Raw genomic sequence first — 19,162 nt, 5'->3', positions numbered from 1 at the left:
TTGACGGCGAAATGAGGAGAATGGCATGAGCGCAGCTGAAATCGATAGCTTTGCGGACCGGATCAGGAAGCATAAGGGCGGCATGATCTCCGCCTGGATCGGCATCCCCGACGCCATGCTCGTCAACCATCTGGCGCAAGAAGCTTTCGATGCCGTCGTGCTGGATATGCAGCACGGCATGTGGGACATGCAGTCGGCGGCAAACGGCGTCGCTCAGACGCGTCTTGCCGGCAAGCCGGCCATCGCGCGCATTCCCGTCGGCGATTTCGCCTCCGCTTCGCGGCTGCTCGATGCCGGCGCCTCGGGGATCATCGCACCGATGATCAATTCGGCCGAGGACGCGCGCGCGCTGGTCAGGACCACAAAATATCCGCCCCTCGGCGAGCGCAGCTGGGGACCGTCATTGGCGCTGAACCATACCGGTTTGTCGGCTGACGTCTATCTCAAAAACGCCAACGAACTCACCCTCGCCATCGCCATGGTCGAAACCCGCGCCGCTCTCGACGCGATCGACGGCATTCTCGGCGTGACCGGCATCGACGGCATCTTCGTCGGCCCCGCCGACCTTTCGATTGCGCTGTCGAACGGCGACCAGGTGGCGCCGAACGCCGCCGAGATCGACAGCGCCATGCAGCATGCCGTCGCGCGCTGCCGCGCCCACGGAAAGTTCGCCTGTGCCTATGCCGGTGACGGCGAGCGGGCCGGCGAGCTGCTGAAATTCGGCTTCGATCTGGTCATCGCCGGTGCGGAGACCGTGCAACTGCGCGCCGGCGCCCGCCGGGCCATCAACGCCGCCCGCAGGATCGCCTCGGGAAGCTAACCACCTTCAGCGAACCGATCTGACTGCAAGCCAGATGACGTGGCGGGCGCCGCGTTTGCGGTTGGCGCGGGTATTGACGACGTCGACGGAAAAACCGCTGTCCTTGAGACGGCGTGTGAAATCGGAATCGGGGCCGGACGACCAGACGGCGAGCACGCCGCCGGGACGAAGCGCGTCACGAGCAGCGCGAAGGCCGTTAAAATCGTAGAGGCGGTCATTGGATTTGCGGGTCAGCCCGTCCGGGCCGTTATCGACATCGAGCAGGATTGCATCATAGGTGCTCTTGCCGGCGCGGATCGCCTCACCGACATCGCCTTGGTGGATGCCGACGCGCGGATCGTCGAGACAGCCCTTGAACACCTCTGCCATCGGTCCGCGCGCCCAGGCGACGACGGCGGGCACGAGTTCGGCGACGGTGACGCCGGCATCATCAGGCAGGACGGCAAGGGCGCCGCGTAGCGTAAAGCCCATGCCGAGGCCGCCGACAAGGATTCTCGGCTTTGGATGGGCGTTGATCCTCTCCCAGGAGAGGGTCGCCAGCGCTTCCTCCGAGCCGCTGAGGCGGCTGTTCATCAACTCGTTGGCGCCGAGCATGATCGAGAATTCGTTGCCGCGCTGCTTCAGCCTGAGTTCACCGTCTTCGCCGGGAATGGTCGCGGAATCGAGCTGGATCCAGGGCAGCATGACGGTTTCGCCTCACATGAAAGGAACCGTCCCCTAGCATAGGGCGAAGAGTGAGGCCAGCAAGCATGGCCTCAGATCATTCGGATGAAATGAGCCGGTTCCACTTCGACGATCTCGTCCTGCGGTGCGGCGGAACGGCGGCGGATATCATCGACCTCGTCGGGCATCAAGCGTGCCTTCGGATCGTCGAAGCGGACGTCGGGGTCGGGGACGGCCGAGAGCAGCAGCCTTGTGTAAGGATGCAAAGGGTTGTCGATTACTCGGGCGGTGCTGCCCCATTCGACAATCTGGCCGGCATACATCACGGCAATGTCCTCGGCGACGTAACGGGCGGTGGCGATGTCATGCGTGATGTAGAGCAGCCCAAGATTCATCTCCTGCTTCATCTCGTTCAACAGGTTCAAGACGCCAAGCCGTACCGAGACGTCGAGCATCGAGGTCGGTTCGTCCGCCACGATCACCTCCGGTCTAACGGCGAGCGCGCGGGCGATGTTGACGCGCTGGCGCTGGCCGCCGGAGAGTTCGTGCGGATATCTCGGTGCGACGAGATCCGGATCGAGCCTGACGCGCTGCAGCAGTTCGCGGACGGTTGCGCCGATTGCTGTGCCTTTGATCTCCGGTCGATGCAGCCTCAGCGGTCGCCGGAGATGGTGGGCGATGGTATGGACCGGGTTCAGCGAAGCGAAGGGATCCTGGAAGATCATCTGCACCGATCGGCGATAGCGGGCGATCTCGCCGGATTTCGCCGCCTCGACGGGGCGGCCCTTGTAGAGGATCTGCCCCGATGTCGGCTGATACTCGCGCATCGCCATCCGGGCGCAGGTGGTCTTGCCGCTGCCGGATTCGCCGACGAGCGCCAGCGCCCGGCCGGCACGCAGCGAGAAGGAGATGGCGCGGGCGGCATGGACGGCCGATGTGCCGTGGCCGAAAGTCTTCGTCACCTTGTCGAGGGCGAGGATGGGTTCACTCATAGCAGCACGCCTCCATGAAGCGAGGGGAAGGAGGCCCAGAGCTTTTTCGTGTAGTCATGCTGCGGCGTCTTGTAGATCGCGCCGGCATCGTTCTGCTCGACGAGCCTGCCCCCGAGCATGATGCCGATGCGATCGCAGAACTGCACCATCAGCCCGAGATCGTGAGTGATGAACAGAACGGAGAAGCCGAAGCTGCGACGCAGCTCGTCAATGCGCTGGAGGATTTCGCGCTGGACGACAACGTCGAGGGCCGTCGTCGGCTCGTCCATGACGACCAGTTTCGGATCGAGCGCCATGCAGATGGCAATGACGATGCGCTGGCGCATGCCGCCGGAAAACTGGTGCGGATAGTCGCGCATGCGGTCCGGTGAAATGTCGACGAGCCTCAGCATCTCGGCGGTGCGCTCGCGGGCTTGCGCGCGGCTCATGTTCTTATGGGTTCGCAGCACGTCGTAAAACTGGGTTTCGACGCGCAGCACCGGATTCAGCGAATTCATGGCGCTCTGGAAGACCATGGCGACTTCGCGCCAGCGGAAGGCGGCGAGCGCCTGCCGGTCGAGGCCGAGCACATCGCGGCCATCGACCAGAATGCGGCTCTCCTTGCGGATCAGCGCCGGCGGCCTGTGAAGGCGGCTGATGGCGAAGGCGACGGTGCTCTTGCCGCAGCCGGATTCGCCGGCAAGACCGAAGACCTCTCCGGGTGCGACATCGAAGTTGACATCGTCGACGGCGCGGAAATCCTTCTCCTCGCCGATATAATCGATGGTGAGGTTCCTCACCGAGAGTAGCGGCTGCGTCACAGGCGGCCCTCCCCGGAGCGAACGAGCAGCGACCAGCGCTTCAGGTGATTGCCAGTGCGCAGCCGCGGATTGGCGATCTCGTCGACGGCGAAATTCAACAGCGACATGCCGATGCCGAGGAAGGCGAGCGCGAAGCACGGGGTGAGAATATCCCACCAGGCGCCGACCGAAAGCGCCGAAGCCTTCTGAGCATTGTAGAGCATCGTGCCCCAGGAGATTGCCTTGGGATCCCCGAGCCCGAGAAATTCCAGCGTCGCCTCGGTAATGATCGCGAAGATGACGCTGCCGATGAAATTGATGCCGACGATGGAGATCACGTTGGGGAAGATCTCGAAGGTCATGATTCGCCATTGCGGCTCGGCCATCATCTCGGCCGATTTGACGAAATCCTTCTGCTTGACCGAGAGCGTCTCGGCGCGGGTAACACGCTCGCCCCAGGCCCAGGAGGTGGCGCCGAGGATGAGGGCGATGACGAGCGGGCTTGCCTGGCCGATGAAGGCGGCGAGCACCAGCAGCAGCGGCAGGTTGGGAACGACCAGCACCATGTTGGTGAAGAAGCTGATGACCTCATCCGTCTTGCCACCGCGATAGCCGGCGACGATGCCGAGCGCGGTGCCGACGAAGGTGATCAGCAGCCCGGCACCGAAGCCGACGGCAAGCGAGGTGCGGGCGCCGTAGAGCAGCCGCGCGAAGACATCCTGGCCGATGCGGGTGGTGCCGAGAATGTGGTCGAGCGACGGCGGCTGGTGCGGCCGCCCAGTGCGGGCGGTGGGATCGTATTGCGTCAGCAGCGGCGCTGCGATCGCGACCATGATGATGAATGCGATGATCAGAAGGCCAACCAGCGCCTTGCGGTTCCGAAGCAGGGTCTTCATCTCACGCTCCCTTCAGCCGCGGGTCGAGCATGACATAGCTGACGTCGACGATGAAATTGGCGATCAGCATGGTCGCGGTCATGATCAGCAGCTGGCCCTGGATGACCGGGTAATCGCGGGCGAGGATCGCCTGGTAGAGAATATTGCCGAGGCCGGGATAATTATAGACGACCTCCGTCACCAACGAGCCGCCGAGGATGGTGCCGATGGCGATGGCGAGGCTGGAGACGGTCGGCAACAGGGCGTTGCGCGCCGCATACCAGAGCATCACATGACGGTCGGACAGGCCCTTGGCGCGGGCCATGACGATATAATCCTCGCCGACCAGGTTGATCATGTTGTTGCGCATGGTGACGGTGAAGCCGCCGATCAGCACGGTGCAGAGTGTCACCATCGGCAGGATGCCGTGATAGGCGACGCTGCCGAGATACTGCAGGCTGAAGGCCGGATCGAGCGAGGGATCGGCGGCATAGCCGTTCGGGAACCAGCCGAGCGTGAAACCGAAGATGAAGAGCACGATCAGCGAGGTGACAACGGCCGGCACCGAGGTCGCAAAAATCGCGCCGACGGAGACGACGACATCGAACCTGCTGCCGCGCCGCCAGGCGGCGACGATGCCGAGGAAGGTGCCGAGCGCGAAGCTGACGGTCGTCGCCGTTCCCATCAGGCCGACGGTCCAGACGAGGGCATGGCCGAGCACCGAGGTGACCGGCAACGGAAAATATTTGATCGAGCGGCCGAGATCGCCGGTGAAGATGCTGCCGAGATAGGTGAGATATTGCTGCCACAGCGGACCGTCGACGAAGCCGAAGGTGAGCTTCAGCGCCTGCAGGCTTTCCGGCGGCAATTCGGCGCCGGCGCTCGAGAACATGATCTGCACGGGATCGCCCGGCATCAGCCGGGGCAGGAAGAAATTGATCGTCGCTGCCGCGATGAAGGCCGCCATATAGAAGACGAGACGGCGAAGCAGAAAAGCCATGGAAACTCCGTCGTGGCGGGAGCGGCGTTCGACACCGCCCCCGAAAACCATGATGATTACTTGACCGGTTCCAGGGCCAGGAGGTTCAAGAGGCGCGCCGAATTGGTGCGCGAGATCGACGGATTGACGAAGGGATTTTCCTTGGTCGACCAGCCGGTGAAACGCTTGGTGTTGTACTGGTACCAGTTCGGATTGTTGAACACCGGAATGACAGGCATGTTTTCGGCGACGATGCGCTGCGCCTTGTTCATCGCGTCCTTCTGCTGGGCGAGGTCGGCGGTATGGGTGAATTCGACGACGAGCTTCTCGACATCGGGATTGAACCAGCGCTGCGCGGTGAAGCGGGTCTTGCCCTTCTCCGAGGCACTGAAGGCGCGCTTGTAGGGATAATAGGGCGAGGCCGAGGCCGGCAGGCTGTTGATCGCCGCATCGAAGCTGCCGTTGATGAGGTTGCCTGTCCAGACGGCTTCCTCCGGCGTTTCGATCTTGGCGTCGATGCCGACCGCCTGCATGCCTTCGACGGCGATGTTGACGGTGTCGACCCAGTCCGTCCAGGAGTTCGGGACGATGATCGAGAAGGCGATCTTGCTGCCGTCGGGATTGTCGCGGAAGCCATCGCCGTCCTTGTCCTTGTAGCCGGCCTCGTCGAGCAGCGCCTTGGCGGCATCGGCGTCATAGGTTGCGAACTTGCCGAAGTCGGCCTTGACGGATGGGTCCGCCCAGCTTTTGTAAAGCTCGCCCATCAGGCCGGGATCTTCGTTCAGCGTCGGATAGCCGTAGCCGGCGACGTCGATCATCGTCTTGCGGTCGAGCGCCATCGACACGGCGCGGCGGAATTTAACGTCGTTGAAGGCCTTTTTGTTGTTTTCGTTCGCCGTTTCCAGATTGAACAGGAAGGCGACCATGCTGCTCGGCGAATACCAGTAGTGGAAATGCGCCGGGTCCTTGGAGACATAGACATTGTCGATATCGGGAATGAAGGAGACGCCCCAGTCGAGCGTGCCGTCGGCCGTTGCCGTCAGGATCTGGTTGTTGTCGGCAAGCTGCGGGAAACGGATGCAATCGACCTTCAGGTGGGCGTTGTCCCAATAGTTCGGGTTGCGGCACTGATCGTAGGTCTGGCCGGTGAAACGCGGAACCTCGGTCAACGGGCCGCTGCCGACCGGGTTCTCGTTGGCGAAGGTGACCGGATCGGCGACGTCCTTCCAGACATGTTCGGGAACGATCGGCAGCTGCGAGATCTGCTCGGCGGCAAGCGAGCTCGGATTGGCGAGCGTGAAGCGCACGGTCTGGGCGTCGACGGCGTTGACGTCGGTAACGAAGGTCCAGATGCTGACGAAGTCGAGCGCCGGGAATTTCTTCAGGTAGGCATAGGTGAAGGTGACGTCGGCTGAGGTCAGCGGCTTGCCGTCCGACCATTTCAGGTCGGGGCGCAGCTTGAACTCGATGCTCTTCAGGTCGTCGGACAGCTTGAAGCTTTCGGCCAGGCGATAGACCGGCTTGTTGCTGTCGAAGCGATTGAAAATAACAAGCGGTTCATAGATGAAATCGAGCGTCGACTGGCGCGCCGAGGTCTGGTTGAACGGGTTGAAGTTGCGAACCCAGGTCGTCGCCGGTTCGATATTGGCCGTCAGGATCGTTTGCGCCATGGCAGAGCTCGAAAGCAGCGTCAGCGTGGCGACGGCAAGAAGATATTTTTTCATGTTTTATTCCCCTTCTTTTATACGGTGAGAGATGGCGCGCCGGTTAGGAGGCCAGCGCGCTTGCAAATATGTCTTCGACCTCGGCATGGGCGGCCCGATAGTCGATCTTGAGATTGCCGAGACGGGCCTTGCCGGCGGCGATCCGCTGCAGTGCGGCGTCGGTCAACGGGCGCGCCGCCTTGGCGGCTGCTTCGCTTTCCCTGATGTCGCCATGGCTATGGAGCGCGATGTCGAAGCCGGCGTCGAGCACATGTTTGACGCGTTCCGGCAGGGACCCGGAAAGCGATTCCATGAAGATGCAGTCGGAGATCAGCACGCCCTCGTAACCCAAGTCTTTGCGGATGAGGTCGTGCATGATCGGGGAGACGGAGGCCGGCGATTCCCTGTCGTAGGCCGAATAGACGACGTGGGCGACCATCGCCGTGTCCTTCAGCGCGACGAAGGGTTTGAAATCGGTAGCGATGAGCGTCTCGCGGCTGGCATCGACGACCGGACGCTCTTTGTGGGAGTCGAGCGTCGCGCGGCCATGCCCAGGGATATGCTTCATCACAGGCATATTGCCGGTCTCCAGCAGGCCGTCGACCACCTCGCGGCCGAGGGCGGCAATGACATCGGGATCGGATCCGAAGGATCGGGCGCCGATAACCGCGCTCGTTGTCTCGAAGACGAGGTCGAGAACGGGCGAGCAGCCGCTGGAAAGGCCGAGTTCCGTCATCATCGCGCCCATTGCCTGGGAGGAAAGGCGCAATGCTTTTTTGCCGAGCTCGAAATCGCGGCGCGCCAGTTCGGCGAACTGGCCGAAGCTGCGGAAGAGCGGCCAGGGGCCCGCATCGAGGTGCTGGACGCGCCCGCCCTCCTGGTCGGTGAAGACCGGGGCGTCGTCGCGGCCGACGGCTTCACGGAAGCGTGCGATCAGCCGCTTGGTCTGCTCCGGCTCGCGCTGATTGCGCCGGCCGACGAAGAGGCCGAGCGGATTGGTCTCGCGAAACATCGCGAATTCATCATCCGAAAGAACCGGATTGGGAAGGCCAACAAAAAGGGCGAGCGGGGTCGAGGACAAGTCTAGTGCTCCGGGATCGGATGGTCATTTCGGCATGCTTCTCAGCATGCCTTCGTAAATGCCCTTGTCGGGGGCGGGTATAGTGATGGCGCCTGCGGTTCGGGTGTAGAAATCGACGGGGCCGGCATCGCCGATGAAGGCATAGGCATGGCCGAGGGCCTTCATCGTCTGAAGGCAGGCGGAAAACAGCGCGAGCCCGATGCCCTTGCCACGCGCTTGCGGGTCAACGCCGGTCGGGCCGAAGAAGCCGCGTGCCGTCGTGTCGTAGCAGGCAAAGCCTTGAAGCGTTCCGTGTTCGATGGCGATCAGGCAGGCGACGGGCTGACGGGAGAAGGCGACCGAGACCTCGCTTGCCCAGTTCTCGCTGAAGTGTTTGCGAACCCAGCTGACGACGAGATGTAGTTCCGGGGGGAGGGCCGGGCGGATGGCGACGCCCACGTTATCGGCTCTCTGTTTCAGCGCGGCAAGCTTCGCGGAATACAGGCTCACAAGCAGGTCTGGCACCCGACATTCCTCCTGTCATTCCGTAGTTACGGAATATATATCCCTCTTATGTCATAGACTTGGCCATCTCGCCGGGCTTGTCAACAGGGATTTTCAATCGTCGTCGGTGATGCAGCCGCTTTGGCTGCCCTCTCAATGCAGGGTGGCTGCACAGGCGAAAACGGCCCGGGGAGACCCGGGCCGTTCGAGGCGAGATGTTCGTCAATCTGCGCGCTTATGCTCCGTTTTTCCAAAGCGCATGAAAATGCTGCACCGGACCGTGGCCTGAGCCGACGGTAAGGTGTCCGGCGGCGGCGACCGCGGCGGCAAGATAATCCTTGGTGATCGAAACGGCGTGCCGCGCCGGGGCGCCCTTGGCAAGCTCGGCCGCCAGCGCGCTCGACAACGTGCAGCCGGTGCCGTGCGTGTTCTTGGTCGGCACCCGCTGGCCTTCGAACCAGTGCAGCCCGTCGGCGGCGGCCAGCACGTCGGGGCTTTCGTCGCTGTCGAGATGGCCGCCCTTGACCAGCACCGCGGCCGGGCCGAGCGCGCGCAGCTGTTCGGCGTGCGCCGCCATCTCCGCCCGGCTCGTCGCGACCGGCTGGTGCAGCAGCGCGGCCGCCTCCGGCAGGTTCGGCGTCAGCAGCGTGGCAAGTGGCAGCAGCCGGAGGGTTAGCACGTCGACCGCTTCGGGTGCGAGCAGGGCGGCCCCGCCTTTGGCGATCATGACGGGATCGAGGACGACGGGAATGCCGCGTCCGTTGGCGGTTGCTGCGGCCAGAGCTTTAGAAAGTGCGGCGGCGACGGCCTCGGCGATGGCGGCATTGGCGATCATGCCGATCTTGACGGCATCGACCCGCACATCGGCAAAGACCGCATCGATCTGGTCGGCGACGAATGCAGGCGGCACCAGATGCACGCCGGTGACCCCTTGCGTGTTCTGCGCCGTCAGCGCGGTCAGCACCGCCATGCCGTAGACGCCGCGGGCGGAGAAGGCCTTGAGATCGGCCTGGATGCCGGCGCCGCCCGATGGATCTGAGCCGGCGATGGAAAGAACGTTGCGGATCATGCGCGAGCCTTTCGGATTTCTGCGGCAATGCGGCGTGTTGCGGCTTGCGGATCCGGCGTACCGCAGACGGCGGAGACGACCGCAAGCCCGCTCGCGCCTGCGGCCAAAACGTTGACCACATGCTCCGCCTTCAGCCCGCCGATGGCGACCGACGGCACCGGCGAGACCTGCACCAGCCTGGCAAGACCGTCAAAGCCGATCGGCTGCTTGTGGTCGGCCTTGGTCGGCGTCGCAAAAACCGGGCCGACGCCGGTATAATCGACGAGATCGCGATCGACGGCAGCCGCGAGCGCCTCGGTCTCGACCGAGAGGCCGAGGATCATGTCGGGGCCGATCATCCCCCGAGCCGTGCGCGCATCCATGTCCTCCTGGCCGATATGCAAGCCATCGGCGCTGATGGCGATCGCCGCCTCGACGTCATCATTGACGATGAGGCGGGCGCCGGTGCCACCGAGCGCCTGTTTCAAGGCGCGGCCGGTCTCGATCATGCGTGCTGTCCCTGCCTGTTTGTCGCGCAGCTGCACCATCGTCGCGCCGCCGGCAACGGCAAGCCGGGCGGTCTCGACCATGCCGATCCGGGCGCAGAGATCCGGATCGAGGACGAGATAGAGCGAAAGGTCGAAAGCCTTCATGCGATCGATACCCTGGCTCTCGCATCCAGCGCTTCGCCGTCGAGCGCGGCCAGCGCATCGAGGAAGCGCCAGGCGAAGGAACCGGGGCCGGCCGCGCCGAGTGCGGCATCTTCGCCGGCGACGGCAAAGGTTACGAGCGCTGCGACGGTCGCGCCGAACAGATCCTCGGGCGCGGTGGCGGCGAAGGCGCCGACCAGGCAGGTGAGCGAGCAGCCGAGCGCGGTGACCTGCGGCATCAGCACCGATCCGCCCTTGATGCGGACCGCCCTCGCGCCATCGGTCACGAAATCGACGGCGCCGGTGACGGCGACGATTGCCTGCTGCCGCTCCGCGAGCCGACGGGCCGAATCCTCCGCCTGCTCGACCGGATCGCGGCTGTCGACGCCCTGGCCGCGGCTCTCCCCGCCGGCAAGCGCGATGATCTCGGAGGCATTGCCGCGGATGATCGTGGGCTTGAGCGCCAGCAGGTCGGCAACCGCTTGGCGGCGAAAGGCTGTCGCATAATGCGCCACCGGATCGAGCACCCAGGGTTTGCCTGATGAGGCAGCCGCCTTCGCCGCCGCCTGCATGCCGTCGAGCCATTGCGTCGACAACGTGCCGATATTGACGGTCAGCGCGCTCGCGATGCCAGCGAATTCGCCGGCTTCCTCAGCCGCATGCACCATGGCGGGCGAAGCGCCGGATGCAAGAAGCACATTGGCCGCGATGTTCATCGCGACATAATTGGTGATGCAGTGGACGAGCGGCGGCTTTTCGCGCATCGCCTCCAGCATGGCTCCCGAGGTGTTCTTGCTCTGCATGGCGCCCCTTTCAGGCGGGGCAGGCACGGGGCAGCGTCAACGGCGATCCCCGAGCGACTCCCTCCGCCGGCATTATCCGGTTCAGGTTCGAAGGGTCCTTCTCAGCCCGTCTGTCGACGAACGCCCCTGTCTCTCATCACGCCCTTTTTCGCAGAGAAGGGCGCGGCTGTCATCCCGAAAATGACATTCCGCGTTCCCTCCGACAAAACTGGTTGAACGCATCACAGCGCTCCTCAACTCAAATCATGCAGATCCGTCGCAATCGCCGGCCCGATCGAAAACTCCGAAAACCGCACCGTCAATCCGCTCCTCTCCGGCGTACAGGCGGTCGGGCCGACCTCGTATCGGTCGGCAACCGGGAAGGGCGCTAGCCGTAGCAGTGGCCAGCGGTTGCCGTCGCGGGAGGGCTGGATACGAAGGGCGCCGCCTGCGACGGTGACGCGGATGTGGAAGTCGTCGAGTTGCCTGAAGGGTTGCGAGACCGACCAGTCGGATTGGCCGTTGGTGACGACGGTGCTGAGGAAGGCTTCGCCGTCGGTGAATTCGATGCCGGTTTTGACCCAGCGGTTTTCGTCGAGGCGCACCATCAGGCCGGCCTGGTCGTAGAGGGTGCGGAATTCGCCCTGCACGCGGATCTGCGCGGTGAAGCTGTCGGCGGTGGGGAAGGCGAGGAAGTGGCCGCTGTTGCGGGTGAAGCCGTAATAGGTTTGCCGCCAGAAGTCGGTTTTTTCGCCAGTTGTCAGCGTCAGACCGGTTGCATCGGCCTGCCAGCTTTCCGGTTCGTTTAGCCATGTTCCTTCGTTGAATTCGATGCGCATTCCATCCTCGCTTTGTTGAACCCATGGCGCTGCCGATTCTTCGCGCCCGCATCATGCGCGAGCTTCACGCAGGCTGCCAGCCGCATTCCCGGTTCGACGCTGTTTCCGCCGTTCCGACCTTCGTCTCACGATATAATCCGCGGCCTCCGCTTGACACGATCACTTCATCTCTTATTCTGTTACAAAAAGATGAATTCCATAATTGCGGAACTTAACCGGGAGCCCTCACATGAAAACGCTTGTCGCATTCCTGCTCGGCACTGCGCTCGTCGCCCTGCCTTCGACCCTGCTTGCTGCGGAAAAAGGTGACGTCATCAATGTCGCGACGATCGGCGAGCCGCCGACGCTCGATCCGATGTCGTCGACGGCCGATCTCGTCGGCATCGTCACCCAGCATATTTTCGAGACGCTCTACACCTTCGACAAGAGCTGGAATGTCACGCCGCTTCTAGCCGAAAGCCTGCCCGAGATCAGCGCCGACGGCAAAACCTATACGATCAAGCTGAGGGCCGGCATCAAGTTCCACGACAATAGCGACATGACCTCGGAGGACGTCGTCGCCTCGCTGAACCGCTGGATGAAGATCGCCTCGCGCGGCAAGCAGGTGGCCGGCTTCATCGACAAGATCACTGCTGCCGATCCGGCGACCGTGACCATCACGCTGAAGCAGCCCTATGCGCCGCTGACCTCGCTGCTCGCCTTCAACAATTCGGCGGCGATCATCATCCCCTCGGAAAAGCAGGACGAGCCGATGAAGGAGTTCATCGGCACCGGCCCCTATATGCTGAAGGAGCGCAAGGCCGACCAATATATCCAGCTCGTTCGCTTCGACGGCTATAAGTCACGCGAGGGCCAGAGCGATGGTTATGGCGGCGCCCGCCGTCAGTATCTCGACGAGATCCGCTTCGTGCCGGTGCCGGATCCGAATACCCGCGTCGAGGCCGCCGTTTCCGGCCAGTATGATTATGTCGATTCGATCCCGGTCGAATCCTACGACAAGTTGAAGGGCTCGACGGCCTCGCAGCCGGTCATGCTGAAGCCCTTCGGCTACCCTGTTTTCGTCTTCAACACGAAGGAAGGTGTTGCCGGAAATGTCGAGGTTCGCAAGGCGATCCGCCAGGCGCTCAGCATGGAAGACATGCTGGCCGCCGCCTTCGGCAGCACGGATTTCTATACACTTGACGGCGCCATCTACCCGAAAAGCTTCTCCTGGTCGACCGATGCCGGTGTCGAAGGCGCCTATAATGTCGCCGATCCGGAAGGGGCGGCGGCGGCCGCCAAGAAGGCCGGTTATAATGGCGAGCCGATCCGCATCCTGACCAGCCGTCAGTACGAGTTTCATTACAAGATGGCGCAGGTCGCCGCCGAATATCTGAAACTTGCCGGCTTCACCGTCGATATGCAGGTGGTGGACTGGGCGACGCTGACGCAGCGCCGCACCGATCCGAAGCTCTGGGATATCTACATCACCCACAGTCCGTTCCTGCCGGAGCCGGCGCTGATCGGCTCGCTGTCGACAAGCTCGCCCGGCTGGTGGGACACGCCGGCCCGCAAGGCCGCCGTCGATGCCTTCACCTCGGAAGTCGATCCGAAGAAGCGCGTGGCGCTCTGGGCTGATGTCCAAAAGGCTGTTTATGCCGACGCGCCCTTCATGAAGATCGGTGATTTCAACGCCGTCTCGGCAAAGTCGGTCAAGCTCGAAGGCGTCGATCCGGCTCCCTGGCCGTATTTCTGGAACGCTTCGATCAAGAAGTAAGTATCGCTGCCGGCGCCGGTCCTTCGTGGCTGGTGCCGGTCTTCTTTTCTGCCGCATCCGCAAGGGCTCGAAGGCCAGGCATTCATGATCCGATACATCCTCCAGCGCTTCTTCGGCATGATCGTCGTGATGTTTCTCGTCGTCACGATCGTCTTCGTCATCGTGCGCGTAACGCCGGGTGATCCGGCCGCCGTCATGCTCGGGCCGGATGCGACGCCGCAGGATATTGCCGATCTGAGAAGCAGGCTCGGCCTCGATCAGTCGCTCGGCCTGCAATATGTCTATTATATCGGCCAGCTGCTGAGGGGTGATCTCGACCAGTCGATCTTCCTCAACATGCCCGTGACGTCAGCGCTCATCGACCGCGCCGAGCCGACCTTCTTCCTGACGCTGTTTTCGCTTGCCATCGCCAGCGTCATCGCGCTGCCGATCGGCATCTACGCCGCCTATCGGCGCGGCTCCTTCGTCGACCAGGCGGCAACGACGCTCGCCATGTTCGCCGCCAGCATTCCGAGCTTCTGGCTCGGTCTCATCCTGATGCAGTTCTTCGCCGTCAGGCTCAATCTCTTCCCGGTTTCGGGCTATGGCGGCCCCGGCTCGACCTTCGCGGACCGCATGTATCATCTGACGCTGCCCGCCTTTGCCCTCGGCATCGTCTCCTCGGCGCTGATCCTGCGCTTCACCCGCGCCTCGATGCTCGACGTGCTCGGCGATGATTATATCCGCACGGCCCGCGCCAAGGGGCTGGTCGAGCGCAAGGTCATCCTCAAGCACGCGCTGAAGAACGCGCTGATCCCAATCCTGACGGTTCTCGGCCTGACAGCGGCGGTGCTGATCTCTGGCGCCGTCGTTACCGAAACCGTCTTCGGCCTGCCCGGGGTCGGCAATCTCGTCGTCTCGGCGGTGCTGCGGCGCGATTACCCCGTCATCCAGGGCGCGCTGCTCGTCATCGCCGCCCTCTATGTGCTGATCAATTTTGCGATCGACATGCTTTATCTGCTGGTCGATCCGAGGGTGCGCTACTGATGGCCGATATCGCAATCAAACCGGTCGAAAGCGAGGGCAGCAAGTTCGTCCGACGCCTGCTGAAACGCAAGACCGTCGCCTTTGGCCTCGTCATCCTTGCGATCTTCATTCTGCTGGCGCTCTTCGCCCCGCTGGTCGCTCCCTATTCGCCCTCGAAGCTTTCCATCGTCAATCGGCTGAAACCGCCGAGCGGTACCTTCTTCTTCGGCACCGACGAGTTCGGCCGTGACGTCTTCTCGCGCACCATTTACGCCGGCCGCCTGTCGCTGCTCGTCGGGGCCGCGGTCGTGGCCTTGTCGGCCGCCATCGGCGTTACGCTCGGCCTGCTTGCCGGCTTTTTCCAGAAGCTCGATACGCCCATCGCCCGGCTGATAGATGCGATGATGGCCTTTCCGGATATTCTGCTCGCCATCGCCCTCGTCGCCGCCCTCGGTCCATCCTTGACGACTGTCATCATCGCGCTGTCGATCGTCTATTCGCCGCGGCTTGCCCGCATCGTCCGCGCCTCGACGCTGGTCATTCGCGAGCTGCCCTATGTCGAGGCGGCGAGAGCGCTCGGCATTTCCACCTTTCACATCATGACGCGGCATGTGCTGCGCAATCTGCTGTCGCCGATCCTGGTGCAGGCCACCTTCCTCTTTGCCAGCGCCATGCTTGCCGAAGCCGGCCTCTCCTTCCTCGGTCTCGGCGTCGACCCGCAAGTTCCGACCTGGGGCACGATGATTGCCGCCGGCCGGCAATATATCGGCCAGGCCGACTGGATGACGCTGTTTCCCGGCGTGGCGATCGTGCTCTCGGTGCTGTCGCTGCAGATGGTCGGCGATGGCCTGAGGGACATGCTCGACCCGAGACTTCGCAAGGACCTTTAATCCACCGGCCTAAGTCGGCTAATCCAAATCCAAATTCGCCATCCAAAATTCGCATGACAGGAGTTTGCGTGAATCAGTTTCCAAACGCCGCCGGCAAGGTCGAGAACTCGCCTTACCAACGGTTAGCCGCCCTCGGCATCAAACTGCCACCGCCGCCGCCGCCGATCGCCAATTTCGTGACGCATGTGGTGGAAGGCAATATGCTCTACCTCTCCGGCCAGGGTCCGCGCGAGGCTGACGGCTTCCTGCATGCTGGCAAGGTCGGCGCAAACATCGGTGTCGAGGAGGCCTATCGGCATGCGCGGCTGACCGGCATCAACCTGCTTGCCGTCATGCATGATGCGCTCGGCGATCTCTCGCGCGTCAGGCGGGTGGTCAAGCTGCTCGGCATGGTCAATGCCGTGCCGGAGTTCGAGGATCATCCCAGCGTCATCAACGGCTGCTCGGATCTGTTGATCGCCGTCTTCGGAGCGGCCGGCGAACATGCCCGCTCGGCTGTCGGCTTCGGCTCGCTGCCCGGCAACATCACCGTCGAGATCGAGGCGATCGTCGCCTTGCATGGCTGACGATGTTTTCATCTTTGGAGTGGTCTTCGGATGAGCTTTTTCTATTTTAACCCGCGGCCATTCTCCGGCGGCTCGACACTGCCGGATGACCGCGCCATGTTTCGCCCTTCGCCCCAGACTTCCGGAGATCTTCATGACCGATGATATCAGACCTTCGCTCGGCCTTCGCCCGGTCATCAATGTCTCCGGCACGATGACCAGCCTTGGCGCCTCGATCGTCGTTCCCGAGGCGATTGCCGCGATGGCGTCGATCCTGCCGCACTTCGTCGAGATCAACGATCTGCAGCGCAAGGCGAGCAGCGTCATCGCCCGGCTGACCGGTGGCGAGGCGGGCTTCGTCACCGCCTCCTGCTCGGCCGGCATTTCGCTCGCCGTCGCCGGAGCCATCACCGGCGATAACCTGCTTGCGATCGAAAAACTGCCGGATGCTGTGTCCGAGAAGAACGAAGTGCTGGTGCAGATGGGCCATGTCGTGAGCTACGGTGCGCCCGTCGACCAGGCGATCCGACTTGCCGGCGGCAAGGTCGTGCTTGTGGGACAGGCGACTTCGACTCATCGCTTCCATATGGAAAACGCCATCACCGACAAGACCGCGGCTGCCGTCTATGTCGTCTCCCATCATGTCGTCGATTACGGTCTGCTGAACCTCAAGGAATTCGTCGAGATCGCCCATGCCAGGGGCGTGCCCGTCATCGTCGACGCGGCCTCGGAATACGACCTCAGGATTTTCCTGGAGCAGGGGGCCGATATCGCGCTTTACTCCGGCCACAAATTTCTCGGCGGCCCGACCTCGGGCATCGTTGCCGGCAGCAAGGAGCTGGTGCGCCATGCCTTCCTGCAGAATATGGGCATCGGCCGCGGCATGAAGGTCGGCAAGGAAAGCATTTTCGGGGTCATGGCGGCGCTGGAAGCCTGGGAAAGCCGCGACCATGCCGGCATCCGCGAACGCGAGACCGGCTATCTCAATCTCTGGAAGAACACCCTCGACGGCCGTCCCGGTGTCACTGCGCTGATCGAGCCCGACCCGACCAACAACCCGCTCGACCGGCTGCGCCTGATCGTCGATGCGGAGGAGGCCCACATCACCGCCTGGGATCTGGCCGATGCGCTGGCGAGGGGCAATCCGCCGATCATCGTGCGCGACCACGAAGTGGAGCATCGCTATTTCTATCTCGATCCGTGCAACCTGCATCCGGGCCAGGAGGTGATCGTCGCAAACCGTCTCGCTGGGGAGCTCGACAAGGCGCGCGCCTCCAACGAGATCATCGCAACCCCGATCGAAAACCGCAGCAGGCACCGCTTCGACGGATTGCTGCGCTGGCCGGATTGATCCGCCGTTCTCATCCGCCGCAAGAGGAGCCGACATGGCCAACGCCCAAGCCCAGCCGATCGAGACATCGAACCCCGTTCTTTCCGTCGACGGGCTGACCACGTCCTTCCTGGTCGACGGCGCCTGGAAACCGGTCGTGCGCGACGTCTCCTTTGCCGTCGCGCCCGGAGAGACCGTGGCGATCGTCGGCGAATCCGGCTCGGGCAAGAGCGTCACGTCGCTGTCGATCATGCGGCTGTTGCAGGTGGAGACGAGCCGCATCGAAGGCCGCGTCATGCTCGGCGGCCGCGATCTGCTCGCCCTGCCGGAGCATGCCATGCGGCAGGTGCGCGGCAATGAGGTGGCGATGATCTTCCAGGAGCCGATGACCTCGCTCAATCCGCTCTTCACCATCGGTGATCAGATCTCCGAAGCGCTGCTCTGCCATTCCGATATGAGCCGGGCCGAGGCCAGGGCCGAAACGATCAGGCTCCTGGAGAAGGTCCGCATCCCCTCGGCCGCTTCGCGCTTCGACGAATATCCGCATCGCTTTTCCGGCGGCATGCGCCAGCGGGTGATGATTGCCATGGCGCTCGCCAGCCGGCCGAAACTGCTGATCGCCGACGAGCCGACGACGGCACTCGACGTGACGATCCAGGGGCAGATCCTCGATCTCATCAAGATGCTGCAGGAGGAGGAGGGAACCTCGGTTCTCTTCATCACCCACGACATGGGCGTCGTCGCCGAGATCGCCGATAGGACGGTTGTGATGTATCGCGGCGAACATGTCGAAAGCGGCGCCACCGCCGATATCTTCCACCGCGGCAGACATCCCTACACAAGGGCGCTGCTGTCGGCCGTGCCGGTGCTCGGCTCGATGCAGGGCCGGCAGAGGCCGCTGCGTTTTCCCGTGGTCAACACGGCGACGGGCGAATCGGACGTCCCCGCCGAGGCAGTTGATACGGTGGCAGTGACGCCCGTCCTGCAGGTGAAGAACCTCACCAAGCGCTTCGACATCCATTCCGGCCTGTTCGGCCGGCTAGCGAGCCGCGTGCACGCGGTCGAAAACGTCTCTTTCGATCTCCATGCCGGCGAGACGTTGTCGCTCGTCGGTGAATCCGGCTGCGGCAAATCGACGACAGGGCGGGCGATCATGCGCCTGATCGAGCCGCAGGCCGGTTCGGTGCTCGTCGAGGGCAGGGAGGTGCTCGGCCTCGACAGGAAGGAGCTGCGCGAAATGCGCAAATCCGTGCAGATGATTTTCCAGGATCCCTTCGCCAGCCTCAACCCGCGCATGACGGTGGGTGCGGCGATCGCCGAGCCCTATCTCGAACACAGGATGGGCAATGCGAAACAGGCAAAGGATGTCGTCGCCGATCTCTTGGGGAAGGTTGGCCTCTCCCCGGATATGGCGGCGCGCTACCCGCATGAATTTTCCGGCGGCCAGCGCCAGCGCATCTGCATCGCCCGGGCGCTCGCCCTGCAGCCGAAGGTCATCGTTGCCGATGAAAGCGTGTCGGCGCTCGATGTTTCGATCAAGGCGCAGGTCATCAATCTGATGCTCGACCTGCAGCAGAGTCTCAACCTCGCCTTCCTGTTCATCTCCCATGACATGGCGGTGGTCGAGCGTGTCAGCCACCGCGTGGCGGTGATGTATCTCGGCGAGATCGTCGAGATCGGGCCGCGCGCCGCCGTCTTCGAAAATCCGCAGCACCCTTATACGAAGAAACTCATCGCCGCCGTGCCGGTGCCTGATCCCGACCGCCGCCACGAAAAGCGCATGGTGGCGAACGACGAGATCAAGAGCCCTATGCGCCCGATCGACTATGCCCCTCCGAAAGCCTCCTATCGCGAGGTCGGGCCGGGCCATCTGGTGATGGCCGATCGCTCCTCCGGGCTGGGAGTTGCCTAACGGGCCAGCGGCGCATAAAGCAGATGCAGA

At 63.2% G+C, this 19,162-nt stretch carries 19 protein-coding genes and 1 riboswitch; of the genes, 7 read left to right on the top strand and 12 right to left on the bottom strand.

Annotation, left to right across the window (positions count from 1 at the left end; genetic code table 11):
• Positions 1-25 precede the first annotated feature (25 nt).
• The gene (locus B5E41_RS07665) at positions 26-820 is read left to right on the top strand and encodes an HpcH/HpaI aldolase family protein (protein ID WP_088392403.1); all 795 of its coding nucleotides are present in this window, start codon (positions 26-28) and stop codon (positions 818-820) included.
• A 6-nt stretch (positions 821-826) separates the two neighbouring features.
• Here the strand turns inward: B5E41_RS07665 and B5E41_RS07660 are convergent, their stop codons facing one another.
• The 12 genes from B5E41_RS07660 to B5E41_RS07605 form a co-directional block, all read right to left on the bottom strand.
• A complete protein-coding gene (locus tag B5E41_RS07660; RefSeq protein WP_088392401.1) occupies positions 827-1,504 on the bottom strand; it encodes a spermidine synthase in 678 nt (225 codons plus the stop codon).
• A 71-nt stretch (positions 1,505-1,575) separates the two neighbouring features.
• Positions 1,576-2,475: an ABC transporter ATP-binding protein gene (locus tag B5E41_RS07655; RefSeq protein WP_088392399.1), complete on the bottom strand. Its 900-nt coding sequence runs from the start codon at positions 2,473-2,475 to the stop codon at positions 1,576-1,578.
• Positions 2,472-3,275, bottom strand: a complete 804-nt coding sequence (locus B5E41_RS07650; protein ID WP_088392397.1) for an ABC transporter ATP-binding protein — start codon at positions 3,273-3,275, stop codon at positions 2,472-2,474. The genes B5E41_RS07655 and B5E41_RS07650 overlap by 4 nt, the downstream gene beginning before the upstream one ends.
• On the bottom strand, positions 3,272-4,150 hold the full coding sequence (locus B5E41_RS07645; protein WP_088392395.1) for an ABC transporter permease: 879 nt from the start codon (positions 4,148-4,150) through the stop codon (positions 3,272-3,274). Before B5E41_RS07645 ends, B5E41_RS07650 begins: the two co-directional genes overlap by 4 nt.
• A 1-nt stretch (position 4,151) precedes the next feature.
• On the bottom strand, positions 4,152-5,129 hold the full coding sequence (locus B5E41_RS07640; RefSeq protein WP_088392682.1) for an ABC transporter permease: 978 nt from the start codon (positions 5,127-5,129) through the stop codon (positions 4,152-4,154).
• Between the two features lie 56 nt (positions 5,130-5,185).
• Positions 5,186-6,832, bottom strand: coding sequence for an ABC transporter substrate-binding protein (locus B5E41_RS07635; protein ID WP_088392393.1), 1,647 nt, complete (start codon positions 6,830-6,832; stop codon positions 5,186-5,188).
• 43 nt (positions 6,833-6,875) lie between these two features.
• Positions 6,876-7,892 carry a glycoside hydrolase family 3 N-terminal domain-containing protein gene (locus B5E41_RS07630; protein ID WP_088392391.1) on the bottom strand — a complete coding sequence of 339 codons (1,017 nt, stop codon included), beginning with the start codon at positions 7,890-7,892 and terminating at the stop codon, positions 6,876-6,878.
• Between the two features lie 24 nt (positions 7,893-7,916).
• Positions 7,917-8,396, bottom strand: a complete 480-nt coding sequence (locus tag B5E41_RS07625; RefSeq protein ID WP_088392389.1) for a GNAT family N-acetyltransferase — start codon at positions 8,394-8,396, stop codon at positions 7,917-7,919.
• 214 nt (positions 8,397-8,610) lie between these two features.
• A complete protein-coding gene (thiD, locus tag B5E41_RS07620) occupies positions 8,611-9,444 on the bottom strand; it encodes a bifunctional hydroxymethylpyrimidine kinase/phosphomethylpyrimidine kinase (RefSeq protein ID WP_088392387.1) in 834 nt (277 codons plus the stop codon).
• A complete protein-coding gene (gene thiE / locus B5E41_RS07615; protein WP_088392385.1) occupies positions 9,441-10,076 on the bottom strand; it encodes a thiamine phosphate synthase in 636 nt (211 codons plus the stop codon). Before thiE ends, thiD begins: the two co-directional genes overlap by 4 nt.
• Entirely contained in the window at positions 10,073-10,876 is an 804-nt protein-coding gene (gene thiM, locus B5E41_RS07610) for a hydroxyethylthiazole kinase (RefSeq protein WP_088392383.1), read from the bottom strand. The genes thiE and thiM overlap by 4 nt, the downstream gene beginning before the upstream one ends.
• Positions 10,877-10,917: 41 nt before the next feature.
• Positions 10,918-11,014: riboswitch (TPP riboswitch) on the bottom strand.
• Positions 11,015-11,109: 95 nt separating this feature from the next.
• Positions 11,110-11,694 carry a DUF1349 domain-containing protein gene (locus B5E41_RS07605; protein ID WP_088392381.1) on the bottom strand — a complete coding sequence of 195 codons (585 nt, stop codon included), beginning with the start codon at positions 11,692-11,694 and terminating at the stop codon, positions 11,110-11,112.
• A gap of 229 nt (positions 11,695-11,923) precedes the next feature.
• On the opposite strand from B5E41_RS07605, the gene B5E41_RS07600 reads away from it, so the two are divergent.
• The 6 genes from B5E41_RS07600 (at position 11,924) to B5E41_RS07575 (ending at position 19,132) form a co-directional block, all read left to right on the top strand.
• Positions 11,924-13,450, top strand: a complete 1,527-nt coding sequence (locus B5E41_RS07600) for an ABC transporter substrate-binding protein (RefSeq protein ID WP_088392379.1) — start codon at positions 11,924-11,926, stop codon at positions 13,448-13,450.
• 84 nt (positions 13,451-13,534) lie between these two features.
• Positions 13,535-14,476, top strand: coding sequence for an ABC transporter permease (locus B5E41_RS07595; RefSeq protein WP_176439350.1), 942 nt, complete (start codon positions 13,535-13,537; stop codon positions 14,474-14,476).
• Positions 14,476-15,345 carry an ABC transporter permease gene (locus tag B5E41_RS07590; protein ID WP_088392377.1) on the top strand — a complete coding sequence of 290 codons (870 nt, stop codon included), beginning with the start codon at positions 14,476-14,478 and terminating at the stop codon, positions 15,343-15,345. The genes B5E41_RS07595 and B5E41_RS07590 overlap by 1 nt, the downstream gene beginning before the upstream one ends.
• A 53-nt stretch (positions 15,346-15,398) precedes the next feature.
• Positions 15,399-15,911, top strand: a complete 513-nt coding sequence (locus B5E41_RS07585) for a RidA family protein (protein WP_088392375.1) — start codon at positions 15,399-15,401, stop codon at positions 15,909-15,911.
• Between the two features lie 133 nt (positions 15,912-16,044).
• Entirely contained in the window at positions 16,045-17,241 is a 1,197-nt protein-coding gene (locus tag B5E41_RS07580; protein ID WP_088392373.1) for an aminotransferase class V-fold PLP-dependent enzyme, read from the top strand.
• Positions 17,242-17,275: 34 nt separating this feature from the next.
• Entirely contained in the window at positions 17,276-19,132 is a 1,857-nt protein-coding gene (locus B5E41_RS07575) for an ABC transporter ATP-binding protein (protein WP_088392371.1), read from the top strand.
• Positions 19,133-19,162: the final 30 nt, after the last annotated feature.

Source organism: Rhizobium esperanzae (genome assembly GCF_002204185.1).
Lineage (GTDB): Bacteria > Pseudomonadota > Alphaproteobacteria > Rhizobiales > Rhizobiaceae > Rhizobium > Rhizobium esperanzae.
The sequence above is the reverse complement of the archived record's forward strand: the minus strand, read 5'-3'. Positions and strand labels throughout refer to the sequence as shown.

Excerpts from the sequence above, each read along its gene's own strand:
- B5E41_RS07655 (WP_088392399.1), bottom strand. The coding sequence starts at position 2,475 with ATGAGTGAACCCATCCTCGCCCTCGACAAGGTGACGAAGACTTTCGGC.
- B5E41_RS07595 (WP_176439350.1), top strand. The coding sequence starts at position 13,535 with ATGATCCGATACATCCTCCAGCGCTTCTTCGGCATGATCGTCGTGATG.
- B5E41_RS07635 (WP_088392393.1), bottom strand. The coding sequence starts at position 6,832 with ATGAAAAAATATCTTCTTGCCGTCGCCACGCTGACGCTGCTTTCGAGC.
- B5E41_RS07600 (WP_088392379.1), top strand. The coding sequence starts at position 11,924 with ATGAAAACGCTTGTCGCATTCCTGCTCGGCACTGCGCTCGTCGCCCTG.
- B5E41_RS07660 (WP_088392401.1), bottom strand. The coding sequence starts at position 1,504 with ATGCTGCCCTGGATCCAGCTCGATTCCGCGACCATTCCCGGCGAAGAC.
- thiD (WP_088392387.1), bottom strand. The coding sequence starts at position 9,444 with ATGATCCGCAACGTTCTTTCCATCGCCGGCTCAGATCCATCGGGCGGC.
- B5E41_RS07590 (WP_088392377.1), top strand. The coding sequence starts at position 14,476 with ATGGCCGATATCGCAATCAAACCGGTCGAAAGCGAGGGCAGCAAGTTC.
- B5E41_RS07640 (WP_088392682.1), bottom strand. The coding sequence starts at position 5,129 with ATGGCTTTTCTGCTTCGCCGTCTCGTCTTCTATATGGCGGCCTTCATC.
- B5E41_RS07575 (WP_088392371.1), top strand. The coding sequence starts at position 17,276 with ATGGCCAACGCCCAAGCCCAGCCGATCGAGACATCGAACCCCGTTCTT.
- B5E41_RS07580 (WP_088392373.1), top strand. The coding sequence starts at position 16,045 with ATGACCGATGATATCAGACCTTCGCTCGGCCTTCGCCCGGTCATCAAT.
- thiE (WP_088392385.1), bottom strand. The coding sequence starts at position 10,076 with ATGAAGGCTTTCGACCTTTCGCTCTATCTCGTCCTCGATCCGGATCTC.
- B5E41_RS07605 (WP_088392381.1), bottom strand. The coding sequence starts at position 11,694 with ATGCGCATCGAATTCAACGAAGGAACATGGCTAAACGAACCGGAAAGC.
- B5E41_RS07585 (WP_088392375.1), top strand. The coding sequence starts at position 15,399 with ATGACAGGAGTTTGCGTGAATCAGTTTCCAAACGCCGCCGGCAAGGTC.
- B5E41_RS07645 (WP_088392395.1), bottom strand. The coding sequence starts at position 4,150 with ATGAAGACCCTGCTTCGGAACCGCAAGGCGCTGGTTGGCCTTCTGATC.
- B5E41_RS07665 (WP_088392403.1), top strand. The coding sequence starts at position 26 with ATGAGCGCAGCTGAAATCGATAGCTTTGCGGACCGGATCAGGAAGCAT.
- thiM (WP_088392383.1), bottom strand. The coding sequence starts at position 10,876 with ATGCAGAGCAAGAACACCTCGGGAGCCATGCTGGAGGCGATGCGCGAA.